This window comes from Gordonia sp. (in: high G+C Gram-positive bacteria), assembly GCF_047606305.1.
Lineage (GTDB): Bacteria > Actinomycetota > Actinomycetes > Mycobacteriales > Mycobacteriaceae > Gordonia.
The window spans coordinates 1-19,601 of sequence record NZ_JASGER010000052.1; the positions used below are offsets into that span (position 1 = coordinate 1).

The 19,601-nt window shown below is 70.3% G+C and carries 16 protein-coding genes; 8 read left to right on the plus strand and 8 right to left on the minus strand.

The features are described from left to right. Positions 1-154: 154 nt before the first annotated feature. Positions 155-1,588 (plus strand): carboxylesterase/lipase family protein, encoded by a 1,434-nt coding sequence (locus QM634_RS08280; protein WP_415042302.1) that lies wholly within the window; start codon positions 155-157, stop codon positions 1,586-1,588. Here the strand turns inward: QM634_RS08280 and QM634_RS08285 are convergent. The 3 genes from QM634_RS08285 to QM634_RS08295 form a co-directional block, all read right to left on the minus strand. Then, complete coding sequence (locus QM634_RS08285; RefSeq protein ID WP_415042303.1) at positions 1,585-3,087, minus strand: FAD-dependent oxidoreductase; 1,503 nt, start codon at positions 3,085-3,087, stop codon at positions 1,585-1,587. The genes QM634_RS08280 and QM634_RS08285 overlap by 4 nt on opposite strands. 56 nt (positions 3,088-3,143) lie before the next feature. Continuing rightward, positions 3,144-4,172, minus strand: a complete 1,029-nt coding sequence (locus QM634_RS08290; RefSeq protein ID WP_415042304.1) for an AurF N-oxygenase family protein — start codon at positions 4,170-4,172, stop codon at positions 3,144-3,146. A gap of 126 nt (positions 4,173-4,298) precedes the next feature. Beyond that, positions 4,299-4,601 (minus strand): hypothetical protein, encoded by a 303-nt coding sequence (locus tag QM634_RS08295; protein ID WP_415042305.1) that lies wholly within the window; start codon positions 4,599-4,601, stop codon positions 4,299-4,301. A gap of 186 nt (positions 4,602-4,787) precedes the next feature. On the opposite strand from QM634_RS08295, the gene QM634_RS08300 reads away from it, so the two are divergent. Both QM634_RS08300 and QM634_RS08305 read left to right on the plus strand, forming a co-directional pair. Beyond that, the gene (locus QM634_RS08300; RefSeq protein WP_415042306.1) at positions 4,788-5,654 is read left to right on the plus strand and encodes a universal stress protein; all 867 of its coding nucleotides are present in this window, start codon (positions 4,788-4,790) and stop codon (positions 5,652-5,654) included. A 35-nt stretch (positions 5,655-5,689) separates the two neighbouring features. Next, the gene (locus tag QM634_RS08305) at positions 5,690-7,300 is read left to right on the plus strand and encodes a BCCT family transporter (protein ID WP_415042307.1); all 1,611 of its coding nucleotides are present in this window, start codon (positions 5,690-5,692) and stop codon (positions 7,298-7,300) included. On the opposite strand, the gene QM634_RS08310 is transcribed toward QM634_RS08305, so the two are convergent. Then, positions 7,297-8,904: a dolichyl-phosphate-mannose--protein mannosyltransferase gene (locus QM634_RS08310; RefSeq protein ID WP_415042308.1), complete on the minus strand. Its 1,608-nt coding sequence runs from the start codon at positions 8,902-8,904 to the stop codon at positions 7,297-7,299. The genes QM634_RS08305 and QM634_RS08310 overlap by 4 nt on opposite strands. Positions 8,905-8,938: 34 nt before the next feature. On the opposite strand from QM634_RS08310, the gene rsmI reads away from it, so the two are divergent. Next, entirely contained in the window at positions 8,939-9,763 is an 825-nt protein-coding gene (gene rsmI, locus QM634_RS08315; protein ID WP_415042309.1) for a 16S rRNA (cytidine(1402)-2'-O)-methyltransferase, read from the plus strand. On the opposite strand, the gene QM634_RS08320 is transcribed toward rsmI, so the two are convergent. From QM634_RS08320 to QM634_RS08335, 4 genes are read right to left on the minus strand one after another with little or no spacing between them, the layout of a single operon-like run. Next, complete coding sequence (locus tag QM634_RS08320; RefSeq protein WP_415042310.1) at positions 9,684-10,961, minus strand: aminodeoxychorismate synthase component I; 1,278 nt, start codon at positions 10,959-10,961, stop codon at positions 9,684-9,686. The genes rsmI and QM634_RS08320 overlap by 80 nt on opposite strands. A 6-nt stretch (positions 10,962-10,967) precedes the next feature. Further along, complete coding sequence (gene metG / locus QM634_RS08325) at positions 10,968-12,533, minus strand: methionine--tRNA ligase (RefSeq protein ID WP_415042311.1); 1,566 nt, start codon at positions 12,531-12,533, stop codon at positions 10,968-10,970. 27 nt (positions 12,534-12,560) lie between these two features. Then, the gene (locus QM634_RS08330; RefSeq protein WP_415042312.1) at positions 12,561-14,933 is read right to left on the minus strand and encodes a glycoside hydrolase family 65 protein; all 2,373 of its coding nucleotides are present in this window, start codon (positions 14,931-14,933) and stop codon (positions 12,561-12,563) included. After that, complete coding sequence (locus QM634_RS08335; RefSeq protein WP_415042315.1) at positions 14,930-15,754, minus strand: beta-phosphoglucomutase family hydrolase; 825 nt, start codon at positions 15,752-15,754, stop codon at positions 14,930-14,932. The genes QM634_RS08330 and QM634_RS08335 overlap by 4 nt, the downstream gene beginning before the upstream one ends. A gap of 74 nt (positions 15,755-15,828) precedes the next feature. Here QM634_RS08335 and QM634_RS08340 point away from each other — a divergent pair, with 74 nt between their 5' ends. From QM634_RS08340 to rsmA, 4 genes are all read left to right on the plus strand, one after another. Next, on the plus strand, positions 15,829-16,686 hold the full coding sequence (locus tag QM634_RS08340) for a PhzF family phenazine biosynthesis protein (protein ID WP_415042313.1): 858 nt from the start codon (positions 15,829-15,831) through the stop codon (positions 16,684-16,686). Next, complete coding sequence (locus QM634_RS08345) at positions 16,683-17,531, plus strand: TatD family hydrolase (RefSeq protein WP_415042314.1); 849 nt, start codon at positions 16,683-16,685, stop codon at positions 17,529-17,531. Before QM634_RS08340 ends, QM634_RS08345 begins: the two co-directional genes overlap by 4 nt. A gap of 213 nt (positions 17,532-17,744) precedes the next feature. Further along, the gene (locus tag QM634_RS08350) at positions 17,745-18,818 is read left to right on the plus strand and encodes a transglycosylase family protein (protein WP_415042316.1); all 1,074 of its coding nucleotides are present in this window, start codon (positions 17,745-17,747) and stop codon (positions 18,816-18,818) included. Then, the coding region (gene rsmA / locus QM634_RS08355; protein ID WP_415042317.1) for a 16S rRNA (adenine(1518)-N(6)/adenine(1519)-N(6))-dimethyltransferase RsmA at positions 18,782-19,601 on the plus strand (820 nt) is incomplete at its 3' end. The genes QM634_RS08350 and rsmA, both read left to right, overlap by 37 nt.

Consider the following 19,601-nt stretch of genomic DNA (forward strand, 5'->3'; position numbering starts at 1 on the left):
CCGCCAGGGCGGCAGCAGCCGCGGCCAGGGCGGCAACCGTGGGCGCAGCCGACGCAGCGGGCAGGCCAGCGCGGCGCGCTGATCGTTCCGGGTGGGCCCGCCGCCCACCCGGCAAACCGGCCCTGCCGGCCGTTCGGATCGGTAGGTTGGGGATATGGCCGACTCTGCCGATCCCGCACCCGAACCGATTGTCACGACCACCACCGGGGCGGTGCGAGGGGTGTGGCGCGACGGAGTCGCGGCCTTCCTCGGGGTGCCCTACGCGGCGCCGCCCGTCGGTGCGGCGGCCTTCGCCGCACCCGCACCGCACCAGCCGTGGGAGGGTGTGCGCGATGGCACCGAATACGGTCCGACCGCTCCGCAGGTCGGCTACCCCAAGCCCATCGCGGCGCTGCTCGCCAACGACATCGAGCTCGGCGACGAGTACCTGAACGCCAACGTCTGGACCCCCGACCCCTCCCCGGGTGCCGGGTTGCCGGTGATGGTGTGGATCCACGGCGGTGCCTTCACGCGCGGTTCCAACCGGCTGAAGATCTACGCCGGTGACACCTTTGCCCGCGGCGGCGTCGTGTTCGTCGGGATCAACTACCGCCTCGGCATCCCCGGCTTCGCCTCCATCGAGGGTGCTCCGGAGAACCGCGGCCTGCGCGACCAGATCGCCGCGTTGACATGGGTCCGGGAGAACGCCGCCGCCTTCGGTGGCGACCCCGACAACGTCACGGTGTTCGGCGAGTCCGCCGGCGCGATGAGCACCGCGTCGCTGCTGTCCTCGCCAATGGCACGCGGGCTGTTCCACCGGGCGATCATGCAGAGCGGCAACGGCAACGCAGTCTTCGCCGTCCAGGACGCACGCAAGGTCACCGCGATGCTGGCCGGGTTGCTCGAGGTGACCCCGGACGCGGCGGGGTTCGCGTCGGTCTCGACCGATCGGCTGCTCAAGGCCCAGACCGATCTGGCGCTGCAGGCCCAGCTGGACCCGAATCCGGCGGTCTTCGGCGAGTCGGTGGTCAAGGCCGGCATGGGGATCATGACGGTCGCGCCGGTCCTCGACGGCGAGGTGCTGCCCGATGTCCCCGCGTCGTCGATCGCCGCGGGAGCCGGCAGCGGCATCCCGCTCATCGCCGGCTGGAACGCCGACGAATTCCGACTCTTCCTCGTTCCCACGGGCGTCACCGCGGTGGTCACCGAGGACATGGCCCGCGCCATGGTCGGCGGCTATGACGGCGGCATCGCCCGTCTCGACGAGCACCTGGCGGCCGGCACCGACCTCGGCGACGCGCTCTGCATGGTGCTCACCGACATCGCCTTCCGCGACGGCACCGTCGAGTTGGCCCGACTACGACCCGACGACCCGACCCACCTGTTCGAGTTCGGCGTCCCCAACAACGAGGCGAACATCGGAGCCGGGCACGCGGTCGAACTCCCGTATGTCTTCGACCACCTGGCCGACGGTCGATCACTCACCGGTCCCGACGCGTCCCAGGCGGTTGCCGACGCCATGCATGCGGCGTGGCTGTCGTTCGCGAAGACCGGTGATCCGGGGTGGGAGCGGTATCTGCCGGAGCAGACCGTCCAGCGCTTCGACTAGGTCGTGGCCGCCGCGGCGGACTCCACGTCGGCCCGCCACGAGGCGATCGTGTCGATCGAGTCGGTCTTGTTCGTGCCGATGAAGCCGGTCGGTCCGCGCTTGATCCAGCCGGTGACGTAGACGCCCGAGACCGGCCGATCGCCGTCCATCACCCGGCCGTGGTCGTTGGGGATGACCCCGCGCCTCTCGTCGAACGGGAGACCGGGTACCGGGACCCCGTGGTAGCCGATCGAGGACAGCACCAACCCGGCGTCGACGTCGACGGTCTCGCCGGTCGGTGTCGCCGTGCCGTCGGCGGAGATGCTGTTGCGGGCGAACCGCACTCCGGTGACCCGGCCCCGGTCGGTGAGGATCTCCTGCGGTGCGAGGCCGAATGCGAACCGGATGACCGGTCGCGACGGGTCCCGGGCGGGCGGATTCGCGGCGATCTCACCGAGCTCGGCGAGTTTGAGTCCGGCGGTGATGTCGTCGGGATCGGCGACGACGCCGTCCAGTTCCGTCGGGTCCACCACGATCGACGCACCCGATTCCGCCAGTCCGATGAGCTCGGGCAGGGTGAATGCGGCCTGCAGCGGACCGCGACGGCCGACGACGAGCACCTCGCCGATCCCGCGGGAGCGCAGCGCGGCCAGTGCGGGCCGGGAGATGGTGGTCTTCTCGAGGGCGTCGGGGTCGCCGGTGAGGATGCGCGCCACGTCGAGGGCGACGTTGCCGTTGCCGATGACGACGACGCGCTCGGTCGACAGGTCGAACCGCGCGTCGACGAAGTCGGGGTGGTCGTTGTACCAGCCGACCATCGAGGTCGCCGACGCGAACCCGTCGGCCTCGGTCCCGGGGATGTCGAGGGACTTGTCGGTGGGGGCGCCGCCGGCCCACAGCACGGCGTCGTGCCGCTCGCGCAGCTGGTCGAGGGACAGGTCGCGCCCGATCTCGCAGTTGAGCAGGATCCGCAGCCGTGGGTGGCGCGCGATGTCGTCGAACAGGTGCATCACCGCGCGCGTGTGCGTGTGGTCGGGCGCGACGCCGTAGCGGGAGAGGCCGAACGGCTTGGCCAGGCGCTCGTACATCGTGACGGTGACGTTCGGCAGGCGCAGCAACTCGTCGGCGGCGTACATCGCCGACGGTCCCGACCCGACGATCGCGACGTGCTGCGGCGGTGCCTGCAGCGGTCGGGGAGTGGTGACCGGTGCCAGCGGCAGCCGCTTGCCCATGTCCACCGGGAAGCGCTTCTCGTTCGCGAAGAGGTCGGCGTCGTAGTGGGCGGCGTTCACCCCGACGAACGGCTGCTGCTCGGGGGTGAGGCGGTGACCGGGGACGATCGCCCCGACCGGGCACGCGGTGACGCATGCGCCGCAGTCGACGCAGGTCGCCGGATCGATGTAGAGCATCTCGGCGGTGCCGAAATCGGGTTCGTCGGGCGTCGGGTGGATGCAGTTGACGGGGCATGCGTAGACGCAGGACGCGTCGCCGCAGCACGCCTGGGTGACGACGTGGGGCATGAAAGGGGCTGCTTTCGTGAGTCACCCCGGCCCGTGGGCCGGGGTGGGTGCGCGGCCTAGGCCGCGGCGGTGTAGGTCGGCTCGCTGCGGTAGCGCGACGGGCGGCCGGCGATGCGCATCAGGCGCCACACGCGGGCCGAGACCGGGTTGATCAGCCCGCACTGCTCGGCGAGCATCCGGACGTCGCCGAACACGTTGACCAGGAACTGCTTGGACTCGGGCGAGCGCCAGAACAGGTCCTTCCACACCGAGCGGGGGATGTCGAACTGCTTGCGGAACTGGCGCGGAGGTTCGGCGATGACGTCGCACAGGACGCGCATGACGATCGGCATGGCAATGGACAAGAGGAACCGCTGGATTGCCCCCTTCTGCGGGATCCTCTCGCGCAGGAGGTGATGGGCGAAGGAGATGTGCCGGGCCTCCTCGGCCACGTGCAGCTGCATGATCGCCTGCATCGTCGGGTGCAGGTTCTGATCCTTGCGCAGGAACTCCTTCTGGATGTGGTCGATCGGCTCCTCGCCGCCGAGCACGCCGAAGTAGAAGATGCTCGGGAAGATCGTCGAGAACAGCGGGATGATCGGTGAGATCCGGCGGAACCAGCGCGGGCCGCCGGGCACGTTGATGCCGGTGCGGTTCACGAACTCCTGGAACATCAGGGTGTGGTTGCACTCCTCCTTGGCCTCATGGGTGGTGTACCGGAACTCCTTGGACCCGTTGGGCAGGGCCGCCGAGTACTGCATGAGGCCGCGAATGAGGATCGACTCGAACTGCAGGCCGACCTTGGCCACATTGGCCTGGCGCCACATCCCCATCGCGATCTGCTTCTCGACGGGCTGCTGGGCGAACCACGGGTGGCGGCCGACCGGGTCGTGCTTGGACATGATCCAGCGCTTGTCGTTCGGCACGACGGCCATGTAGGGCGCATCCCAGTCGATGTCGTCGTAGGGGTCGAAGTTGCGGTGCACCGAGGCGTCCGACAGGTCGTCGAGCACCTGGTCATAGTCCTCGACGGCATCAGTCTTGCCGACCGGCAGGTACTCCTCGATGTTCGACTCGAACTGTGCGGGTTCCAACGTGCTGGTCATCGTCGACCTCCATGGTTAGCGGAACGACCTAATGTCTCAATACACATTGTAATGGTCTGACGCGGCTGGGGGAACAGTAGACGCCGACACGATCCACATCCGGTGTGACCCAGGTTACTCCGCCGCTCAGGCCGGCGACAGGCCCAACACCTCGGGCATGACGCTCATGAACGTCAACAGGGCCATCGTCAGCAGGAACCACAGCAGCGCCTGCCAGACCGGGAATCGGTCGCGGGTCTGCCACGCGCGGTAGGTCCGCACCCCCGCGGCGACCGCGCCGAGCAGCATGATCACCGGACACCCGGCAAGGAGCACCGATCGCATCGTGCCGTCGCCGTGGGCGATCCCGAGGAGCAGCGAGGTGAAGGCGAGCGCGACGGTGACGCAGCCGTGGATGAAGGCGCGTCGGACGGTCGGGTCGGTGGTCACGGTCGGGGGCACTCCTCGGCGGGGAATCCGGTGCGAACAGGGGGTGAACAATCAGGTGCTGGACCGGGCAATACGTCCCGATTCACCCTATGCCAGGGTACTTCGTTTGACGCCCCCGGCGGCTGGGGCAACGATGGAGTTCAGGCCCGGTCACCGGCCGTGCGCCGCCGCAATCGAGGAGGAGCAATGCCCACTGTCGTCGTCGGAGTCGACAACACCGATACGTCGCTGCACGCCGCCCGCTGGGCCGCCGCCCTGGCCGCGCGCGAAGAGTCGGAACTGCACATTGTCGGCGCGTACGACGCCAGCACGAGCAACTACGCCCCCGGATTGGTGATCCCGCAGGACGTCGTCGAGGCCATCGCGAACGAGGCCAAGGACGCCGTCCAGAAGGCGGCCGCCGCGGCCCTGGAGGCCGAGCCGGACGTCCGCGTGCGCACCAGCGTGGGCGAGGGCGATGCGGCCCGCACCCTGCTCGAGGTCGGCAAGGACGCGACCGCCATCGTCATCGGCACCCGTCGTCTGGGCAGCGTCAAGGGGCTGCTGCTCGGCTCGGTGGGCGTCACCATCGCCGCCCACTACGAGGGCCGCGTCGTCGTCATCGGCGACGAGGTCGGCAGCGGACCGGTCGTCGTCGGCGTCGGCGACACCCCGGTCAGCGACCCGGCGGTCAAGGAGGCCTACCGGCAGGCCGACTCGCTGAAGGTGCCGCTCGTCGCGGTCCACACCTGGTCCCAGCTCGACGCCGATGCCCTGCACGGGTACGGCATCGAGCCCGAGGCGGTCGAGCGGATGAGCACCGAGGCGACCGAGGCCGTCGCCGAACGGCTGGCCGGCTACTCGCAGGACTACCCGGACGTCGAGGTCCAGCGGATCGTCGTGCCGGACGACCCGGGCAAGGCCATCATTTCGGCGGCCGGCGAGCGCAAGGCGTCGCTCATCGTGGTCGGCAGCCGCGGCCGCGGCGGGTTCAAGGGCCTGCTGCTCGGCTCGACCAGCCAGAAGGTGCTCCAGCAGGCCGAGTGCCCGGTGATGATCGTGCGGGCCGAGTGACCGTATCGCCGTAGCGATCTGCTTATGGTGGGGCGGTGGACGCCCAACCTGAGAGCAAACCGCGGCTCGACCGCGCCGTCTTCATCCCGACCGCATTGGTGATCGGAGCCTTCGTCGCCTGGGGGATCATCGCCCCGGGCTCGATGCGCTCGACCACGTCCGAGGTCATGGACTGGGTCACCGCCAACATGGGCTGGCTGTACCTCAGCGCGGCCAGCGGCTTCGTCGTCTTCGCGGTCGTCATCGCCTGCACCCGGTACGGGCGGATCCCGCTCGGGCGCGACGGCGAGGAGCCCGAGTATCGGACCGTCAGCTGGATCGCCATGATGTTCGCCGCCGGGATGGGCATCGGCCTGATGTTCTTCGGCGCTTACGAGCCGCTGCTGCACTTCGTCCAGGAGCCGCCCGGCACCACTGTGAAGGTGCCCAGCGGCGCGGTGGCCAACCACCTGCCCGCCGCGATGGCGACGACGATGTTCCACTGGGGCCTGCACCCGTGGGCGATGTACGCGGTCGTCGGCATGGCCCTGGGCTACTCGACATACCGGATGGGACGCGGCCAGCTGCTGTCGGCGGCGTTCGCGCCGCTGTTGGGCTCCCGCCGGGCCGCGGGGCCGGCCGGCAAGCTCATCGACGGATTGGCGATCTTCGCGACGCTGTTCGGCACGGTCGCCTCGCTCGGCCTGGGTGCGCTGCAGATCGGCTCGGGCCTGGAGGCCGTCCACTGGGTGTCCAACCCGTCGAAGATGCTGCTCGTGGCCATCATCGCGGTGCTGACCGCGGCGTTCGTCGCATCAGCGGTCTCCGGCGTCGCCAAGGGCATCCAATGGCTGTCGAACACCAACATGGTGCTCGCGGTGGTGTTGGCGGTCTTCGTCTTCCTGGTCGGCCCGACCGTGTTCGTGCTCAACGTGCTGCCCACGACGCTGGGCTCCTACCTCGACCAGATCACCGCACTGTCGGCGCGGTCGGCGGCCACCGTCGACGCGGCCGGTCAGGAGTGGCTCGCCGCGCAGACCATCTTCTACTGGGCGTGGTGGGTGTCGTGGACGCCGTTCGTCGGCATGTTCCTGGCCAAGATCAGCCGCGGGCGCACCATCCGCGAGTTCGTCGTGGGCGTGATGGTGGTGCCGAGCTCGTTCTCGCTGGTGTGGTTCTCGATCTTCGGCGGCACCGCGATCCGCCAGCAGAACGAGGGCGCGGGTTATCGGGTCGGGCACGACGGCGACGAGGAGTCGCTGCTGTTCGACGTGTTGCGCCACCTGCCGTGGACCGGGATTGCGTCGGTGCTGGTGATGGTGCTCGTCGGGATCTTCTTCATCACCGGGGCCGACTCGGCGTCGCTGGTGATGGGAACGCTGAGCGAACACGGCGCCCCCGAGCCGAGCCGGTGGATCACCGTGTTCTGGGGTGTGCTGACCGGCGGAGTGGCGATCCTGCTCCTGGTCGTCGGAGGTGGGGACGACGGCAGTGCCGACGCGCTGACCGGGGTGAAACAGATGGCGATCCTCGCCGCCCTGCCGTTCGTGATCGTGATGATCGCGCTGTGCGTGTCCTTCGTGCGCGACATCCGCCACGACCCGCTCATCCGACGCCGTGACGATCACGTCCCGCCGGCGCGGCTGGACGCGGCGGCGTCGGACTAGGACCAGCTCGGCAACCAGATCTCCTGGTGCCAGTGGAGCTTGGTGATCGGTACCCCGGTCAGCACCGGCCAGAGCCACGCGAAGTTCACGATCACCAGCGCGAGGTAGCAGGCGACGGCCGCCACCAGCAGGATCTGCTTGTCGGCGGGCGACCCGTCCGCGCGTTTGGGGATCGCCGCCGCCCGGCGCAGCACGTCGCCCAGGCACAGCGCCAGCGCGATCATCAGGAACGGGGCCATCGCGGTGGCGTAGAAGAAGTACATCTGGCGGTCGATCTCGGCGAACCACGGGGCAAACGCGGCGCCGTAGCCGACGACGACGGCGCCGTAGCGCCAGTCGCGGCGGGCGGCGAAGGACCACAGCGCCCAGGCGAGCACCGGCAGGGCGAACCACCAGATCATCGGGGTGCCGATCAACATCTGCACACGGGCGCAGTCGCCGCTGCCGCACTTGTCCGGCCCGGTTTCCACGGCGTAGAGCATCGGCCGCAGACCCATCGGCCACGTCCACGGCTTCGACTCCCACGGGTGGTGGTTGCCGGCGGCGTTGGTCAGGCCGGCATGGAACTTGAGGATCCCCGACTGGTAGTGCCAGAACGACTGCCACGCCACCGGGACCCAGCGCAGCGGGCCGTGCCCCGGGTCGTGCACCTCGTAGCGGTACACCGAGGTCTCCGACGCGAACCACGGGACGAAGGCGGCCAGGTAGATGGCGATCGGCATGACGGCCAGGCTCAGCGACGATGGTACGACGTCGCGGCGCAGCACCCCGGCCCACGGCCGCGCGATCCCGTAGTCGCGGCGGGCCGCCACGTCGAAGGCCAGCGACATCAGCGTGAAGGCGACGACGAAGTAGATGCCCGACCACTTCGTCCCGCAGGCCAGGCCGAGCATCACCCCCGCGGTGAACCGGTACCAGCGGAAACCGAATCGCGGCCCGAAGGCGGAGGCGGTGGCGGTCCCGGCGCGGTACGCCTCGTCCAGGCGCCGGCGCGTCTGGTCGCGGTCGGCGATCAGCGCGGTGAAGGCCGCGACGATGAAGAACGCCTGGAAGATGTCGAGCATCCCCATCCGCGACTGCACGAACAGCACGCCGTCGCAGATCGCGAGCACCCCGGCCATCGCGCCGACCAGCGTCGACCGGGCCATCCGGCGGGCGACGGCGTAGACCATCACCACGATGCCGATGCCCGCCAGCGCCGACATGATCCGCCAGCCCATCGGGCCGTAGCCGAAGACCGATTGCCCGATCGCGATGAGCCACTTGCCGACCGGCGGGTGGACGACGAGGCCGTACGCCGGGTCGTCCTCGATCCAGTTGCCGCCGGTCAGGACCTGCCACGCCTGCGGCACGTAGTGCTTCTCGTCGAAGACCGGGGTGCCCTTGTCGGTCGGGTGGGTCAGGTCCCACAGTCGGGTCACGGCGGCGAGCAGTGTGATCACCAGGCCGACCACGAGCCCGCGACGGGTGTCGTCGGCGCCGAACACCGGCTCGGGGACCGCCCGGCCCGGGCGCCGGCCCAGGGCCTCGGTGCTGATCGGGCCACCCGACGGCGCGCGCACGAGCAGCCAACCACTCGGGGCGTTCTCCTGCGCTGCCGTCACCCGGTCGATGGTAGCGACCTCTAGGGTGGGGCCCATGGATGGACGCTTGGTGTTGGGCGCGACGCCGATGGGTCAGTTCGACGACGCCTCGCCGCGCCTGCGCGCCGCATTGGAAACCGCGGACATCGTCGCGGCCGAGGACACCCGTCGAGCCCGGTCCCTGGCTGCCGGGCTGGGCGTCACGATCGGCGGCAAGCTGATCAGCTACTACGACCAGGTCGAGGCGGCCCGCACGCCCGGGCTCGTCGAGGCGATCGAGGCGGGGCGGACGGTGCTCGTCATCACCGACGCGGGCATGCCGTCGGTCAGCGACCCGGGCTTTCGCCTGGTCGCCGCCTGTGCCGACAAGGATCTGCCGATCACCTGCCTGCCCGGCCCGTCCGCGGTGACGACGGCGCTCGCGGTGTCGGGTCTGCCGTGTGAGCGGTTCTGCTTCGACGGCTTCGCGCCGCGCAAGTCCGCTGCGCGCCGGACGTGGCTGCAGCAGCTGGCCGCCGAGCCGCGCACCGTCGTGTTCTTCGACTCGCCGCACCGGCTGGCCGACACGCTGGCCGACGCGGTGGCCGTCCTCGGCGGCGAGCGCCGCGTCGCCGTGTGCCGGGAACTGACCAAGACCTACGAAGAGGTCCGGCGCGGGACGCTGGCCGAGGTCGCCGCATGGGCGGCCGGCGGGGTGAAGGGGGAGATCACCGTCGTCCTCGCGCCCGGGGTCGCGCCCCAACCGTCGGTCGACGACCTCGTCGAGCGGGTGCAGGACCTCGTCGAGAAGGGGATGCGCCTCAAGGACGCCTGCGGGCAGGTCGCCGGGGAGACGGGGGTCTCCAAGCGCGAGCTGTACGAGGCCGCGCTGCCCCGATGATCGCGGCGGCCTTGTCCAGGCACTCCTGCCACTCGCGGTCGGGATCGGAGTCGATCGTGATCCCGCCGCCGACGCCCAGGCGCATCGCACCACCCGGATCGATCTCGACCGTGCGGATCGCCACCGACAGGTCCAGTGCGTGGTCGGGGCCGGCGATGCCGACGGCACCGCAGTAGACCCCGCGGGGCAGGTGTTCCCACCGGCCGATCAGCTCGGCCGCGCGGATCTTCGGCGTGCCGGTCACCGACGCCGGTGGGAAGGCGGCCGCCAGCAGCGCGTCGTTGCCGACCTGCTCGCCGAGCTCGGCCGCGACCGTCGAGACCAGGTGCCAGACGCCCGGGGCGCCGACCACGGTCAACAGTTCCGGGACGGTCACCGACCCGGTCTCGGCCACCCTGCCCAGGTCGTTGCGGACCAGGTCGACGATCATCACGTTCTCGGCGACGTCCTTGACCGAGGTCGCCAGGTCGCGCGGATCGCCGTCCGCGGGCAGCGTCCCCTTGATCGGCGACGACGTGACACGACGCCCGTCGCGGTGCAGGAAGGACTCGGGGGAGAAGGACGCGACCGCACCCCAATTCCCCTGCAGGAAAGCCGCCTTGGCCGGGGCGGTGCCCGCGGCCACGGTGCTGAAGAAGTCGAGTGGATCGCCGGTGAGTGTTCCGTCGAGCCGCGTGCAGATACACGCCTGGTAGATCTCGCCCGCGCTGATAGCGTCGAGGGCGTCGAGCACCGCCCGACGGTGATCGGCCCGGCGCTGCGCCGAGGGGGGTTGCCAGTGCGTGGACAAGGGCACGCTCGGCGGAAATCCGGGCACGGTCGGCGGAAATCCGGGCACGGTCGGCGAGATTCTGGGCACGGTCGGCGAGAGGGCGGCGCGTACCCAGTCGGGAGCCGGGGCCCCGGTCACGTCGTGGTACTCCCAGTCGCCGCCGCGCAGGATCAGCACCGAATCGGTGAGACCGCCGGCGACCGCGGGGAAGCGCGCGCTCTGGACGTCGACGGGGAAGCTCAGATGGCCCAGCCAGAAGCGGTCGGGTCGGTCCGGCGGGGCCAATCCGTCGACGAGCTCGAGCGACGGCGCGAGGACGGCGTCGGCGCCGAGCCAGGAACCGATCAGCGCGGCCGGCGGGGGGAGCCCGGCGTCACGGGTGTGCCGGTGCAGCGACCGCAGCACGTCGAGCGCGCTGGGGCTCATCGCCGGTCAGTCCTGTGCGGGCGCCTCGAGGCGCGGGAAGACGGGCGTCGGCTTGGGCAGCGGGGTGCCCGGTGCGAGCCGCACCTCGACGGCGGTGAAGTCACGGGCGTCGGCGGGGACGGCGAGCTGGTCGAGGATCGCGCCGCACGACTCGGGCATGACCGGTTGGGCCAACAGCGCCACGACGCGCACCACCTCGGCGCACACGTACAGGACCGTCGCGGTGCGCGGCAGGTCTGTCTTGGCGAGCTTCCACGGCTCCTGCGCGGAGATGTAGCGGTTCGTCTCGGCCAGCGTCTGCCACAGCGCCTCCAGGCCCAGGTGGATCGCCTGGGCGTCGAAGTGCTCGCGCACCGCCGGCAGCAGGCCCGCCGCCCGGGTGAGCAGCGCCGAATCGTCGTCGGTGAACTCGCCGGCCTGGGGCACCCGACCGTCGAAATACTTGCCGATCATCGACGCGGTGCGCTGGGCCAGGTTGCCGAACTCGTTGGCGAGATCGGCGTTGATGCGCGCGATCATCGACTCGGCCGAGTAGGAGCCGTCCTGGCCGTAGGGGACCTCGCGCAGGAAGAAGTAGCGCACCGGGTCGAGGCCGAAGGCGTTGATCAGCTCCACCGGGTCGACGACGTTGCCGACCGACTTGCTCATCTTCTCCCCGTTGTTGAACAGGAAGCCGTGGGCGTAGACGCGACGCGGCAGCTCCAGCCCCGCGCTCATCAGGAACGCCGGCCAGTACACACAGTGGAAGCGGATGATGTCCTTGCCGATGATGTGCAGGTCGGCCGGCCAGTAGCGGTCGTAGAGCTGCGGGTCGTCGGGGAAGCCGGCACCGGTGAGGTAGTTGGTCAGGGCGTCGACCCACACGTACATGACGTGGCCGTCGGCGTCGGGCACCGGCACGCCCCAGTCGAAGGTGGTGCGCGAGATCGACAGGTCCTTGAGGCCGCCGGAGACGAAGCTCTTGACCTCGTTGCGGCGCACGTCCGGGCCGATGAAGCCGGGGTCGGCGGTGTACAGCTCGAGCAGCTTGTCCTGGTACTTCGACAGGCGGAAGAAGTAGGTCTGCTCCTCGGTCCAGGTCAGGACGTGGCCGTTCTCGGTGGCCACGCGCTCGCCCTTCTCGTCGACCGTCGTGTCGTCCTCGTTCACGAAAGTCTCGTCGCGCACGTCGTACCACCCCGAATACGAGTCGAGGTAGATGTCGCCGTTCGCCTCCATCCGCTTCCAGATCTCCTGGGAGGCCCGCTTGTGGTCCGCGTCGGAGGTGCGGATGAAGCGGTCGAAACTCGAGCCGAGCCGCTCCTGCAGCGCCTGGAACTCGTCGGAGTTCTTCGTCGCCAGGTCGGCCGTCGCGATGCCCTGCGCCTGCGCCGTCTGTTGCATCTTCTGCCCATGGACGTCGGTGCCGGTGAGGAACCGGACGTCGAACCCGTCGAGGCGCTTGAAGCGCGCGAGGGCGTCGGCGGAGATGTACTCGTAGGCGTGCCCGATGTGCGGGGCGCCGTTGGGATAGGCGATCGCCGTCGTCAGGTAAAACGGGCGGTTGTCGCCATGCGAAGGGAGGCTGGCCATAGTGCTGGTCAGATTACTCGGGGCGTCTTACTCGGGGCGACTGTAGGGTGCGCAGCCCGGCGGCGCGTGCGGCGCGACGAGCGACGGCCGGTCGGGGATCGACATCGTCACCGGCTTCTTGCCCAAGACGAACTCCTCGCCGTGGTGGGCGAGGGTGATCTTCGGGCCCGACAGGAGGCGGTAGGTCGCCTGGTCGCGACCGACGGCCACGACGATCGACGACCCGCGGATGATCATGCGGAAGGACATGTAGTTCAGCCGCTGGGGCAGGCGCGGGGCGAAGGTGATCTTGCCGTCGAAGTCGCGCATCCCGCCGAAACCGGCGACACAGTCGGTCCAGGCGCCCGCGAGCGCGGCGATGTGCAGCCCCGACCCGACGTTCGCGTGCAGGTCGTGCAGATCGGTGAACACCGACTCGCACATGAGGTCGTAGGCCAGATCGAGGTAGTCGACCTCGGCCGCGACGACCGCCTCGCAGCACGCCGACAGGGACGAGTCGCGGACCGTGAGCGGGTAGTAGTAGTCGAAGTTGCGCTTCTTGGCCTCGTCGTCGAAGGCGAAACCGTGCGTGTACATCGCGAACACGAGGTCGGCCTGCTTGACGACCTGCTTGCGGTACAGGTCGTAGTACGGGTAGTTCAGCAGCAGCGGGTAGCGGTTCTTGGAGGCCTCGAAGTCCCACTGGCCCAGCAGAGTGAACGCCTCGCACTGCTGGTGGACCTTCAGCTGCTCGTCGTAGGGGATCGTCATCGCGTCGGCGCAGGCCTCCCAGCGGGCGGTCTCCTCGTCGGTGACGCCCAGCTCGCGTGCGACGTCGGGTCGGCGGCGGGTCGCCTCGACCGCGTCGCGCAGGTTCTGCTGCACCGCGAGGTTGGTGAAGACGTTGTTGTTCACGACGGCGGTGTACTCGTCGGGGCCGGTCACGCCGTCGATCCGGAAGTCGCCGTTCATGTCGAAATGGCCGGTGCCGGAGAACAGCCGCGCCGTCTCCACCAGCAGCTCGACCCCGCACTCGACGTCGAACTGCTCGTCCTCGGTCGCCTTGTAGTAGCGGGCGACGGCGTTGGCGATGTCGGCACTGACGTGCACGCCCGCGGTGCCCGCCGGCCAATAGCCCGAGCACTCGTCGCCGTTGATCGAGCGCCACGGGAACATGGCGCCCTGCTGGCCGAGCTCGGCCGCACGCGCCTTGGCCTTGTCCATCGTCGCGTGTCGCCAGCGCAACTCCTCGCCGGCCGCGGCGGGCAGCGTGTAGGTCAGCATCGGGAGCACGAAGCTCTCGGTGTCCCAGAAGGCGTGGCCGTCATAGCCGGGTCCGGTGAGCCCCTTGGCGGGGATGGCGCGCGACTCGCCGCGGGCACCGGCCTGCAGGACGTGGAACAGGGCGAACCGCACCGCCTGCTGCAGCTCCGGGTCGCCGTCGAGCTCGATATCGGCGTCGTGCCAGAAGTCGTCGAGATAGGCCGCCTGATCGGCCAGCAGCTCGTCCCAGCCGGTGTCGACGGCCAACGCCAGCGCCGCCTCCACCTGGGCCCGCAGGGCCGGTACCGACCGGCGCGCCGACCAGCCGTAGCCGATGTACTTGGTCAGCGTCAGCTTCGAGCCGCGCGGAATGGTCGCGGAGATGGTCAGGCGGGCCAGATCGCCGTCGGCGCGGATCGAGGTCTCCGCGTCGCTGGGCAGGTCGACGGTGTGGTCCATGCCGGCGGCCATGTGCAACTCGGAGGTGCGCGTGTGGTGCGCCAGCACCGCCGAGTAGCCGCGACAGTCCGCCAGGTCCGCGACCAGCGGCTCGTCCAGCGCCGCCGCGAGCCGCGGGTCGTTGCCGGGCACCGGGATCGGCTCGTTGGCGAGCAGGTCGGACTGCAGGACCAGGGTCATGTCCTCGCTGAGCGGCTCGACCTCGTAGTGGATCGCCGCGATCGCGCGCTTGGTGAACGACACGAGCCGCTCCGAGCGGATCCGCACCGTGCGGCCGGTCGGAGAGGTCCACACCGTGTTGCGGCGCAGCGTGCCGGTGCGGAAGTCCAACGTCCGCGAATGCTCCTCGGTCTTGCCGTAACGCAGGTCCATCGGCTCGTCCTCGACGAGCAGCCGGATGATCTTCCCGTCGGTCACGTTCACGACCGTCTGCCCCGACTCGGGGTAGCCGTACCCGGACTCGGCGTAGGGCAGGTCGCGCAGCTCGTAGAAGCCGTTGAGGTAGGAGCCGGGCAGCTCGGTGGGCTCACCCTCCTCGAAAGTGCCGCGCAGCCCGATGTGCCCGTTGGACAGCGCGAACAGGGTCTCGGTTCGCGACAGGATGTCCATCTGCAGCCCGTTCCACGTCAGTTTCCACGGGTCGACCTCGAAGCCGAGTTCACGCAACGGCGCCTGGGGGTCGGGATGCGGGTGGGTCATGCCTGGGCTCCTCCGGTGAGCTGGTCGAGACTGGTGACGACGACGGTGGCGCCCGCGCCCGCGAGGGCCTTCGCATGGGCGCTCGGTTGATCGCTCCCGGCGCCGGGTCGATTCGGCCCGCTCGCTTCGCTCCCGGCGCCGGGTTGATTCGGCCCGCTCGCTTCGCTCCCGGCGCCGGCGTCACCCGTCCTGTCAACGCCGACGACCGCGGCGAAATCACCGGCGGCACCGGCGGCCACCCCGGACACGGCGTCCTCGTAGACGGCCGCGGCGGCGGGGGGGACGCCCATCAACTCGGCCCCGAGCAGGAAGGAGTCGGGTGCGGGCTTGCCGGCCAGACCGCGCTCGGCGATGTCGTTGCCGTCGACCCGCTTGATGACGAAGCCGCTCAAACCCGCCGCCTCCAGCACCGGGCCGCCGTTCTTGGACGAGGTCACCACCGCGATGCCCAGCCCGGCGTCGCGGACCGCGGTCAGGTAGTCGACGGCATCGGGGTAGGCGCGCACCCCGTCGCGGTCGAGGATCGCCAGGAACCGCTTGTTCTTGTCCTCGGCGAGGCGCTCGACCGTCGCCTTGTCGACGGTGATGTGACGGGCCGAGAGGAAGCCGGTGATCCCGTCCTCGCGCGGGCGGCCGTCCACGTGCGCCAGGTAGTCGGCCGGGGTGAAGGGGGCGGGCGCGTTCCCGTGATCGTCGACCGCGTGGGCGAGGAACTCGTTGAAGGTCTCGGTCCAGGCGGTCATGTGGACCGACGCGGTGTCGGTCAGCACGCCGTCGAGGTCGAAGAGTGCGACGGTGATGGAATCGGCCAGCCCCAACATTGGGATCACGCTACGCGAGTGTGTCGGGTGTTGCGCGCGGAGAAAGTGTGATCTGCGCGTGCCAGGATGGACCCATGCAGCGCGCCTTCGCCCAAGTCGACGTGTTCGCGCGGGTCGCGGGGCCCGGCCGGGTCGGCGCACCGTCGGGGAACCCGGTGGCGGTCGTGTGCGACGGAGACGGCCTCGACGAGGCCGCGATGGCGGCCTTCGCGCGGTGGACGAACCTGTCGGAGACGACCTTCATCCAGACGCCGACGGAACCGGCCGCCGACTACCGGCTGCGCATCTTCAGTCCCGCGGGAGAGCTGCCCTTCGCCGGTCACCCGACCCTCGGCTCGGCGCACGCCTGGCTCGAGCGCGGCTCCACGACCCGGCGGCAGATCGTGCAGGAGTGCCGGATCGGCCTGGTGGAGATCCGCCGCGACGGGGACCGCCTCGCCTTCGCGGCTCCCTCGCTGCGGCGCAGCGGACCGGTCGAACCGCATGTGCGCGACCGGGTCGCCGCCGCGCTGCGGTTGAATCCGGACGAGATCGTCGACGCCCAGTGGGTGGACAACGGACCGGAGTGGATCGGGGTGCGCCTGCGGTCCGCGCAACGGGTGCTCGACCTCACCCCCGACATGGTCGCGCTCGGTGCGATGAAGGTCGGGGTCGTGGGCGAGTACCCGCCCGGTGAGGGGCCGGACGGCGCCGCGGTCGAGGTACGCGCCTTCGCGCCGGGGATCGGCGTGCCCGAGGACCCGGTGACCGGCAGCCTGCAGGCGGGATTGGCCATGTGGCTGCGCAAGACCCGGAGCGTGCCCGGTCGCTACGTCGCCTCGCAGGGCACGGTGCTGGGCCGCGCCGGGCGCGTCTACGTGGCCGACGACGACTCGGACATCTGGATCGGCGGCGCGTCGGTGACCGTGATCGAGGGGACGGTGGACCTGTGAGTAAGAAGAACCGTCGGCGCGAGCCACCGCCGGATCCCGCGCCGCTGCCCGGGCTGGTCGACGCGCACACGCACCTGGCCGCCTGCGGCGGGCGCGAGGCCGACGCGGTGGCCGCGATCTGTGACCGCGCGGCCGCCGTCGGCGTGCAGCAGGTGGTCACCGTCGCCGACGACATGGTCGACGCGCGCTGGGCGGTCGCCGCGGCGGAGTGGGATCCGCGTGTCTATGCCGCCGTCGCCCTGCACCCGATGCACGCCGGCGACCTCGACGAGGCGAGTGGGGCCGAACTCGAGCAGATGGCCCGCCACGACCGGGTCGTCGCGATCGGTGAGACCGGCTTGGACTACTACTGGCCGTCGCGATCGGAGGACTGTGCCTCCCCGACGGTGCAGGCGCAGGCCTTCGCCTGGCACATCGACCTGTCCAAGCGGGTCGGCAAGCCGCTGATGATCCACAACCGGGAGGCCGATCGCGACCTGCTCGACATCCTGGCCGCCGAGGGCTCGCCGGACACGGTGATCATGCACTGCTTCTCCGGCGACGAGGCGATCGCGCGCGAATGCGTCGACCGCGGCTACCTGCTGAGTTTCTCGGGGACGGTGACCTTCACCAACGCCGCCGAACTGCAACGGGCCGCGCTGGTCGTCCCCGACGAGCAGATCCTGGTGGAGACCGACGCACCGTTCCTGACGCCGCACCCGTACCGCGGGCAGCCGAACCAGTCCTACTGCCTGCCCTACACGGCCCGCTTCCTGGCGCAGCTGCGCGGCGTCTCCGACGAGGAGATGGCGTCGGTGCTCGGGGGCAATGCCCGTCGGGTCTATCACATCCCGGTGGCCGAATAGTCGCCCCTTCGATATCATTTCGTGACATGCCCATCGCGGATGGGCGGTTCGTCGGCGTGTCGACGAACCCCGTGACGAGCAGGACGAATGATGACCCACAACGTCAGCGCGCATAAGGACGACGGCGACGGCCCCGCCGAGCACCACAACGTCAGCCCGCACAAGCAGTCGCGCAAGGCCCGGCGCACCGCGGCCAAGCGCCGCTCCGGACCGATGCCGCGGTTCGCGGTCGGCACCGCCCTGGCCATGCTCGTCGCCGGCGGCATCGTCGGGCTCGCCTCGCACAAGACGGTCACCCTCGAGGTCGACGGTCAATCGCGCTCGGTCTCGACGATGGCGAACTCGGTCAACACCGTGCTGCGCCTCAAGGGTTACTCGCCGGCGGGCGACGACGTCGTCCTCCCCGGCCGCGGTGCCAAGCTCAAGGACGGCCAGAAGGTCACCCTCAAGCGCCAGAAGAAGGTCACCCTCGACGTCGACGGTCGCAAGCGCGAGGTCACCACCACGGCGGCGACCGTGGACGAACTGCTCGCCGAGCAGAACCTGGCCAACGCGGCCGCCAAGACCGACCTGGTCAACCTGCCGCTGAGCGGCGCGGTGATCCCGGTGATCCCGGCCGTGCCGGTGAACCTCACCGACGGCACCACGACCTGGCGCCCGGTGCTCGGTGCACAGACGGTCGGCGACCTCCTCGCCCGCACCGGCAAGCCGCTCGCACCCACCGACAAGGTCGTGCCCGCCGCCGACACCCCGGTGACCAAGGACATGAAGATCACCGTGACCCGGATCCGCACCGGCGAGTCCAGCCGGGTGGAGAAGGTCGCGGCGCCGGAGATCGCCAAGAAGGACCCGAACCTGATCAGCGGCCGCAAGGTCGTGGAGAAGCCGGGCAAGCCCGGTCAGGCGCGTGTGTCGTACCTGGTGACGACGGTCAACGGCAAAGAGACCAAGCGCAAGAAGATCGGCTCGCAGGACCTGACCAAGCCGGTCGCCGCAACCGTCCGCGTCGGCACCAAGCCGGGTGCGCCCTACGTGCCGCCGGGCTCGGTGTGGGACCAGCTCGCGCAGTGTGAGGCCACCGGCAACTGGCACATCAACACCGGCAACGGCTTCTACGGCGGCGTGCAGTTCGACGCCGGCACCTGGCTGCGGTGGGGCGGCGGCAAGTACGCGCCGCGCGCCGACCTCGCGACCCGCGAGGAGCAGATCGAGATCGCCAAGAAGACGCAGGCCGCCCAGGGATGGGGCGCCTGGCCGTCGTGCTCGGCGAAGCTGGGCCTGCGCTGAGCCAGTCCGAACCCCGTCTTCTGGGCCCGGTCCAGATCCGCGGTCTGGCCGCCGAACTCGGCGTGCGGCCCACCAAGACGCTGGGGCAGAACTTCGTCCACGACGCCAACACGGTGCGTCGGATCGTCGCCGCCGCCGACGTGGGTCCCGGTGACCACGTGCTCGAAGTCGGGCCGGGTCTGGGCTCGCTGACGCTGGCCCTCCTCGGCGCGGTCGACCGGGTGACCGCCGTCGAGATCGACCTGGTGCTCGCTCAGCGGCTCCCGGCGACGGTCGCCGAATACGCCCCCGCCCAGCGTGACGCACTGACGGTCGTCGCCGCCGACGCCCTGCGGGTGAGCGCGACCGACCTGCCCGGCGAGCCGACGGCGCTGGTCGCCAACCTCCCCTACAACGTGGCCGTCCCGGTGCTGCTGCACCTGATGAGCGAGGTGCCGTCCCTGCGCACGGCGCTGGTCATGGTGCAGGCCGAGGTGGCCGATCGACTGGCCGCCGACCCGGGCAGCCGCGTCTACGGGGTGCCCAGCGTCAAGGCCCGGTACTTCGGCCGGGTGGCGCGCGCCGGAGCGGTCGGACGGAACGTCTTCTGGCCCGAGCCGAAGGTCGAGTCCGGGCTGGTGCGGATCGATCGGACCGACGACTACCCCCGCGACGAGCAGAGCCGTCGGCGCGTGTTCGAGGTCGTCGACGCGGCCTTCGCGCAGCGTCGCAAGACGCTGCGCGCCGCGCTCGCCGGGTGGGCAGGGTCGCCGGTGGAGGCCGAGGCGCGCCTGCGCGCGGCCG